Origin of the sequence: Nocardia amamiensis (genome assembly GCF_015477605.1) — a bacterium.
In the GTDB taxonomy this organism is placed as follows: Bacteria; Actinomycetota; Actinomycetes; order Mycobacteriales; family Mycobacteriaceae; genus Nocardia; species Nocardia amamiensis_A.
Genome location: NZ_JADLQX010000082.1, coordinates 1 through 6,089 on the forward strand (window position 1 = coordinate 1; position 6,089 = coordinate 6,089).

The 6,089-nt window shown below is 67.2% G+C and carries 4 protein-coding genes; all 4 read left to right on the plus strand.

All coding sequences use genetic code 11. The features are described from left to right. Positions 1 to 94 precede the first annotated feature (94 nt). From IU459_RS36300 to IU459_RS36315, 4 genes are read left to right on the plus strand one after another with little or no spacing between them, the layout of a single operon-like run. Positions 95 to 1,567 (plus strand): tyrosine-type recombinase/integrase, encoded by a 1,473-nt coding sequence (locus tag IU459_RS36300; protein WP_324199164.1) that lies wholly within the window; start codon positions 95 to 97, stop codon positions 1,565 to 1,567. Next, positions 1,567 to 3,291 carry a hypothetical protein gene (locus IU459_RS36305; RefSeq protein ID WP_195134118.1) on the plus strand — a complete coding sequence of 575 codons (1,725 nt, stop codon included), beginning with the start codon at positions 1,567 to 1,569 and terminating at the stop codon, positions 3,289 to 3,291. The genes IU459_RS36300 and IU459_RS36305 overlap by 1 nt, the downstream gene beginning before the upstream one ends. Next, the gene (locus IU459_RS36310) at positions 3,288 to 5,486 is read left to right on the plus strand and encodes a site-specific integrase (protein ID WP_195134119.1); all 2,199 of its coding nucleotides are present in this window, start codon (positions 3,288 to 3,290) and stop codon (positions 5,484 to 5,486) included. The genes IU459_RS36305 and IU459_RS36310 overlap by 4 nt, the downstream gene beginning before the upstream one ends. A gap of 1 nt (position 5,487) precedes the next feature. Continuing rightward, entirely contained in the window at positions 5,488 to 5,946 is a 459-nt protein-coding gene (locus IU459_RS36315; protein WP_195134120.1) for a hypothetical protein, read from the plus strand. Positions 5,947 to 6,089: the final 143 nt, after the last annotated feature.

Consider the following 6,089-nt stretch of genomic DNA (forward strand, 5'->3'; position numbering starts at 1 on the left):
CTTAGTTGTCGTGTTGCGATAGCTGCTGATCCTGTTGCAGTGCTGGATGTTTGGTGTTGTGTCGAGTCGTGTGGTGTTTCTACTGTCACCGCTCGTGATTCTGAACTTCTTCTCCGCGCAAGGCTGGCAGTCCTGGGATGTCGAGCATCGGCCGTTGATCCCGGAGCGGATGCCTGTCCTTGTCGATGACGATCTGCTGTTCGAGGACGGACCGGGCAGTCCACGGCCGACCGTGGCGGTCAATCGGTGGTTGCGGGGTCTGCCGGCGAGCGGCGCGCCGGCGCCGAGCACGTGGGAGGCGTATGCGCGTGCGGTCAAGGTATGGATGGAATTCCTTGTGGCGCATGGTGTTGGGCTGTTCGACTCGCGGGACCGGTTGAAGATGGCGTTGAGCCGGTATGCCGAGCATCGAGCCATCGGCCCGGTGGCGCACAGGTTCGCCGCCACGACGTGGGGCCGGCATATGAGCATCTTGTCGATGTTCTACCGATGGGCGTTGGAGGAGGGCTACGCCGCTGCGGAGCCGTTCACCTACCGGACGGCGCGGGCGTTGTTCCACGGCACGGGCCGCGAGGTCAGGATGAATCTGGCCGTGCGGCGAACACCCAAGCCGCACGTCACGATCAAGTATCTCGAACCCGACTTCACCGGGCTGTTCCTCAACGGGCTACGGGGCCTGGCACCCGACAGGGTCATGGACACGGGTTATCGCGGCCGGGAGTTGGCCCGCAACGGCGCTGTCGGCGAGCTGGCGTTGGCTACCGGGCTGCGTCTGCAGGAATTCACCTACCTGCTGTGTTACGAGATCCCGGCGCTGCCGAGCAAACCCACGGTGGTGCCGATCGTGTTTCCGGTGCCTGCGGGGGTGACCAAGGGCCGGAAGTTCCGCACCACTTGGATCTCGTATGAGGCGTTGGCGGCGGTGCATCGTTATCTGGAGCTGGACCGGGCGGTCACGGCGGAGGGCTCGTCGTGGCGGCCGCGGCCACAGTGGGGCGAGCCGCTGCTGGTGACCGAACCGGACGCCCGCGGCGGACGGGTCAACGGTGTCCGCCGCGCCTGGGAGACGCTGACCCCGCACGAGCGACGGCGGTTGGTCGCGCCGGGCGGCGGGTCGTGCGTGGTGGCGTTGCGCAACGATGGTGGCCCGTTCACGGCGTGGGCGACGGTGTTCGAGCGCACCGCCGATCGGATCCGGGCACGGTTCGAGCCGCGGTTCCCACACGTGCATGCCCACCGGCTGCGCCATTCCTTCGCCATACGGACATTGGAATACCTGGTCAGCGGCCATTACAGACAAGCCGCCAAGCTCGTGCGCGACACCGACGCCGACGCCGCGCTGGTGTTCTACCTGTCCAAGGCGGACCCGCTGCTGGTGCTGCGGGATCTGCTCGGGCACTCGACGGTCCTGGTCACCGAGAAATACATCAAACGCCTGGATATGACACGGATCTACCGCGATGCCTACGACACCGCCGGTGTTGCGGGCGCGTTGGCCGATGAAGCTGCGGCCGAAGCCGAGGCCGATGCGGAGTTCGGCGAGGACACCGGCAGCGGGGCCTTCTGATGCCGGCCACGCTGATCGAGGACCGGTTGGGCATCGCGTGCGTGTTCAGCGACGGGTCCACCGCACGGTTCGCGCTGGACGACCTGCCCTGCCCCGAGTTGACTCGCGACCTGCTGGTGGGGCTGGTCGAGCTCATCCATCCGCACGGCACCGTGAACGCGGCGGGCTCGGTGTTGCACTATGTGCAGTCCATCCGTCACCTCGCCCGATACCTGGCGGCGCGGGAATTCACCGGTGGCGCAACGGATCTGCGGCGCGCGCAGATGGCCGAGTACTGGATGTCGGCGCCCGGCCCGAAGGAGGCGTGCACACGACGGCTGTTGCACGGGTTCCAGCTCGCCGGGGGACGCGTGGACCCGCGGTTGGCCGAGCTCGCGGCCGGGCGTTCGTTCAACCCTCAGCGCAACCACCGCCAGCTGCCGCCCTACCCTGAAGCCGACTGGGAGAAGCTGACCGGCGTTTGCCGCGCGATCGTCGATGAGTCGTTCGCCAGGCACAAGCGTGGGCTGGCCGCCGCGGCACGAGGTCGCCATCCCAACGACGGCGGCTGGACCGAGGACAATTTGCTCTGGCTGTGGACCCGGATCGGCCCGGCGGGCATCGCCGCTTTCGGCGAGCACACAGGGTGTTCGGGCACCGCGGCGCGGCAGCGCGGCGGTGTCGTCGAGGCCAGCCGGGATCTGTTTCCCGACCTCGATGTCGTGATCGCCTACCGGCTGTTGTTCGGCATCTATTCCGGCATCGTGCCCGACGGCATCGATGACCTGGTCACCGACGGCATCGACTGGGCAGGCGACGCCACGGTCCTGCTGTCCTACGTGAAGGGCCGCACCGCCGCCGAGAGCCTGAATCTGCCCCGCCAGGCGGTGCGCCTGCTCGAGCAATGGCTCGCGCATTCGGCGCTGCTGCGCGGTCATGCCGGCGCCCAGGATCGTCGATGGTTGTGGCTGCGGCTGCGCACACCCGGTGGAGCCGAGCTGATGGGCGAAACCGGCAAGGCCGCTCCGATGGCGGTCCAACGCTGGGTGATTCGCCACGATCTGATCGGCGTCGACGGCAAACCGTTGAAAATCCACCGGTCCAGGATCCGCACCACGTTCCTGTCCCTGCGGGACAACAGGACCTGGACTGGACACGGCCGAACCACGATCGACCCGAACCACAGTCCCGAAGTGGAAGGCGATCACTATTTGACCGCGGCCACCCCCGCGCAACGACGCGCGGTCGAGGCGATCGTGGAGGACGCCCAACATGACCTGATGCGGCGAGCGCAACCGCCCACGGTCCTGACCGAGGAGAATGCCGCTGTCCTGGTCCGCGACTATCCGCGGTTGATCGGCGCGATCGGCCTCGACGACACGGTGATCGCCGAGCTCGTCGGCGGCCGGCGTGACGTGTTCACCGGGGCGTGCGCTGATCAGTTGTCGGGGCTGCACGGCCCGAAAGGCAAGCCCTGCCCGGCACGGCCGTGGGTCTGCCTGCTCTGCCCGCTGGCAGTGTTCGCGCCGCGGCATGCCGGGAACCTGTTGCGGCTCAAGGCTTTCTTCTCCCGCCAGTGGCAACAGATGCCCACCGCTCACTTCATGGCCGTGTTCGGACCCTACTCCCAGCGGATCGACCAAGTGCTCGACCGCTACGACCCCGCCGTTCTCACCGCCGCCGCTCGCACCGTCAGCGACCACGATGACGAACTTCCCCTTCGTCCCGAGGAATCCACCCGATGACCAGCACCACCACCGCGACAGCATCCCGGGCTGCCGATCCCTCCCGCCGGTCCCCGTTCGCGGGCTCCGACATCTGCGGTGAGGCCGGGCTGATGCTGCCCGACGGGGCACCCCGCGCAGTGTTCGACGACGACCGGTGGGACTTCACCGCCGTGGTCGGCCTGCCCAACCACATGGGCCCGGTCAGCCGCCGACTCGACTTCACCGCTATCGCCAATCCCCGTTGGCGACTGGTCGCCAAGGAACTCGTCATGGCCATGCTCGCCACCAGGCACCCCGCAGTGGTGGAGTTGGCCCGCGCCTACCGAACCCCGCTGCACCTGCTCACCGCGTCGGCACGGTTGAACGAGCTCACCCGATTCCTGAACTGGCTCACCGACAACGGCGTCACCAGCCTCAGTGACATCGACGACGACCGATGCGAAACCTACCTGGCCCATCGCCGCTACTTGCTCGACGACAACGGCCACGTGGTCGGCGAACGCAGCCCGGGAACACGGCGGGCCGCCGCCCAAATCGTCGTGGACCTGATCAATCACAGAGAACTATTCAGCCTCGACCGTGTCCGGCCGGGCCTGCGGCCCTGGGGCGGCGCCAATCCGACGAGCGTGGCCGAGATGCCGTGCGGTCGTGGACAGAACAAGACACCACCGGTCGAGGCCACGCTGTTGCAGCCCATGCTGGCCGCGGCCGGCTACCTGGCGTTCACGCTCGGACCGCGCACCGTCGAACTCGCCCAGCAGATTCGAGATGCCGACCGGAAATGGTCACGCCGACTCGGCGACCACACGGCGATATCCCGGCTCCCCGAGGTCGAGTTCACCCGACTGCTGGCCGATTACGAGCAGCGAGGAGAACCGCTGCCGATGTTGCCCGACCACACCATCGCGGACCGGGTGGCCGCGGGCTGGTCCCCGAACGACCCGCTGACCCCGATCGCGTTGGGCCTGCTGGCCCGCCAGGCCGGCATCACCCAGTTCCAGCTCCACTGGATTCCGCATCTGCGCGGCCCGATCGAAGCCACCCTGAACATCGTCGGGGCGCAGAAACCGTTCGGCCGCAACGCCGTTGCCGTCGACCGCGCAGACGGTGACGGCACCACCCCATGGACACTGCCGCTGGACCGGCTCCAAACCATCGCGCTGGTCGGAATCGTCCGCACCGCCGCGATCGAACTACTGGCCGCCGTGTCCGGGATGCGGTCGAGCGAACTGATGGAACTCGAGGTCGGATGCCGCCGCCCACCGGAACGCTACGGCCCAGACCTGGTGCGCTACCGGCTGGCCAGCCGAGTCGTCAAAGGACAACAGCTCGGTGGCGTCCCCGACGAATGGGTCGTCATCGAACCCGCCTACCAGGCCGCCCAACTACTCGAACAGCTCCACGACAACCCCGAGCCGGGGGCACCACTGCTGGGCAGGTTCGCCTTCGACGTCCGCCACACCTGGTTCCGCAACTGGGTCAACGGGCCATCCGGCCAGCGACTCGGCCTTGCCCCGATCCCGGACGGCCCGATCAGCCTGCGAGCCCTACGACGCACGCTGGCAATCGAATTGGCCTACCGTCCCGGCGGAGTCCTCGCCGCGAAATGGCACCTGAAACATATCGCGACCGCTACCACCGAAGGCTACGCATCGCGGCCAGGCGGCGCTCAGGCCGAACTGCTGGCCGAGGTCAACAGGCACGAGGCCGAGCGCAACCTCGACTTGGTCTGGACCGAGTTCCGCAACTACCAGCAAGGCATCATGCCCGCCGGACCGGGAGCTCGCGAACTCACCGAATTCTTCGCCCACATCGACGGCAAACTCGACACCACCACCGGACCGAAAACCCAAGCCAGCGACCGAGAAGTGCTCAACCTGCTGACCAAACGCGCCCGCACCTTGCACCTGGCCGCGGCAAACTTCTGCTGGTTCACCGACCCGTCCCGAGCGCTCTGCCTCAAGCTCGCCGGCACCCCGCACGCCGACCGGCCACTCGCGGGAATGTGTGACTCGGGCCGTTGCCCACAAGCCACCCACCACCTGCGCCACCGCCCCGTCTGGGCCGAGCACGCCGAACAGACCAAAACCTTCCTCGGCAGCCTCGGGCCCACCCGCAAGACCGAACGGGCTCGGCTTCAAGCCGACCACGACCGAGCCCTGCGCGTCCTGGACGCAATCGACACCGCCACCACACCGAAATCCGAGGAATGACATGCGGATCACCCCAGCCCAACGCGCAGCCAACGAGAACCGCATCCGCGCCGCCATGGACCGGCTGCTACGCGGCGAAATCCCGCCCGGCGGAGGCTGCGACATCAAAACCCTTGCCGCACAAGCCGATGTCGACCGCACCGCCTTCTACGGCAGCCGTCCCTACGCCCACCTGCGCACCGAGTTCGAACACCGAGTCCAGCAACTTCAGCGAGACGGCGAAACCCCGGACCCGAAAATCGGCCAGATCGAACGCCTGAAAGCCGAGATCGACAAGCTCAAAGACCGCCTGGCACAGTCAGAGTCGACCAACCAACAGCTGACCGACTTCCGGGCCCAGGCCCTCGCCAGGATCGCCGCCCAGCACGACGAAATCCAGCGGCTCCGCACAGCGACGTCCTCAGCGTCGACGGTCACGCGGCTGCCATCCGCGCGACAGAAGCTCATCGGCCCATGCTGACCAACACGACAGTGACATACACCACAAGCACGTGGACCTTATCGCAACACCAGCAACAACCCACGTCGCGAACTCCGCACAGCCGGATCACCCACATCAAACGCAACACGAACGCCACCGCACACGGCCACTGCGGAAAGAAG

What these genes read in the sequence shown, in the direction of transcription:
- IU459_RS36305 (WP_195134118.1), top strand. Translation starts at nt 1,567, where the DNA reads ATGCCGGCCACGCTGATCGAGGACCGGTTGGGCATCGCGTGCGTGTTC.
- IU459_RS36315 (WP_195134120.1), top strand. Translation starts at nt 5,488, where the DNA reads ATGCGGATCACCCCAGCCCAACGCGCAGCCAACGAGAACCGCATCCGC.
- IU459_RS36310 (WP_195134119.1), top strand. Translation starts at nt 3,288, where the DNA reads ATGACCAGCACCACCACCGCGACAGCATCCCGGGCTGCCGATCCCTCC.